Here is a 1,767-nt window from a genome sequence, read left to right as displayed (position 1 = left end):
CAGCAGGGCCAGGGCATAGGTCGACAGGCCGGCGGCCGGCAGCAGCCCGTCCGGCCGGGCGCGGGCGCGCAGCGCGGCATGGGCGCTGGCCACCACATGGCCCTCCAGCAGCAGGGCGGTCTCGGCCAGGTCGCGGCTGGCATCCTCGGCGAGGCCGGCGCCGACGGCGGCATCCAGGTCGAGGGCGGGCGGCGCCCCGGGCCGCGGCGAAGGCTCGTCCTCGACGCGGAACAGCGCCTCCTCCACGCGCGGCGGCGGCGCCAGCCGGAAGCGCTGCATCCAGCAGTCCTCGAGCCGCGCCACCAGCCGCCCGCTGCCGTCGCGCAGCGCCACGTGGCACTGGTCCGATCGCGTGCCGCGATGGCCGCGGCGGAGATCCGCGGTGACCGGCACGGGCGCGCCGCGCCGCAGCACCATGCGCCCCAGCCGGACCGGCGCGGCGGCGCGGCCGTCATCCTCGCCGGCGCGGGCCAGCAGCTCCAGCATGCCCTGCAGCGCGCCATCGAGGCGCACCGGATGGATCAGCCAGCCGGCCTCGTCCGGCGGGGCCTCGGGCGGCAGGGCGAGGGCGAGGCGGAGGGCGGCGCCATCCCCGGCCAGCCGCATCCGCGTCACCGGCCGGAAGGCCGGGCCGTAGTCGAGGTGGAAGCGCGCGGCGGAGGCGACCAGCGCGGCGCCCGGCGCCTCCTCACCCTCCCCGTCCGGCGGCACGGCGAGGGCTTCTGCCAGGGCCTCCAGCGGGGCCGGGCCGATCGTGCCGCGCGCATGCAGCGTCCAGCCTTCGGCGGACAGGCGCGGCCGGCTCTCGATCAGGAACAGCCCGGCCTCGGGCTCCACCGTGCAGCGCAGTTCCCGCGTCGCGGCCGAGACCGGCAGGGCGCGCAGGATCAGCGTGTCGCGCAGCTCCAGCGCCGGGGCCTCGGGGAAGAAGCGCGCGGCGGCGGCCAGCGCCAGGTCCAGCATGGCGGCCGCCGGCAGCACCGCCTCCCCGGCCAGGCGGTGATCCGCCAGCCAGGGCTCGAGGGCGGTGTCGAGCAGGCGCGACCAGCGGCCCGGCTCGGTGCCGTGGCGCTGGCCGAGCAGGGGATGATCGGTCAGCGGGTCGGTCAGCCGGGCGGATTCGGCGCTGGGCGTGAACCAGTGGCGCTGCCGGTCGAACGGGGTGAGGGGCAGGCCGCGGCGCAGCGCCGGCCCCTGCCAGGAGGGGCCCCGGCGCGGATCGGCGCCCTGCGTGATGGCGCGGTCGGCCAGCGCGGGAAACGGATCGCCCGGCGGGTCGCGGCGCGACAGGCCCGGCAGGACCGGCGCCTCGGCCTCGGCGGCGCGCAGGCTCTCGCGCAGGTAGGATTGCAGGACCGGATGCGGCCCGATCTCGAGGAAGAGCCGCGCGCCATGGTCCACCGCGGCCTGCACCGCGGCCCGGAAGCGCACCGGCTCGCGCAGGTTGCGCCACCAGTATTCCGCGTCCAGCGCCGGTCCGGGCAGCTTGCCGCCGGTCACGGAGGAGAGGAAGGCGATGCGCTCCGGGCCGCCGCGCAGCCCGGCGAGGTCGGCGGACAGCGCCGCGCGCGCCGGCTCCATGGCGGTGGAATGGAAGGCGTAATCGAGGTCGAGCCGCACGGCCGAGAGGCGCCGCGCCTTCGCCGCCTCGAGCAGCGCCTCGATCGCCGCCTCGGGGCCGGCGACGGTGATGGCGTCGGGCGCGTTGTAGGCGGCGATCTCCGCCCGCCAGCCGGCCTCGTCCGCGGGCAGGGCGGCCAGCAGGGG

At 78.5% G+C, this 1,767-nt stretch carries 1 protein-coding gene; it reads right to left on the bottom strand.

What is annotated here, in order from left to right:
* Positions 1-1,767 (bottom strand): acyltransferase domain-containing protein (locus tag ACVMLK_RS20920; protein ID WP_457487525.1); only part of this gene is annotated, 1,767 nt, incomplete at both ends.

Source organism: Teichococcus aerofrigidensis, assembly GCF_054073225.1.
This window is presented reverse-complemented; position numbering and strand designations above follow the sequence as displayed.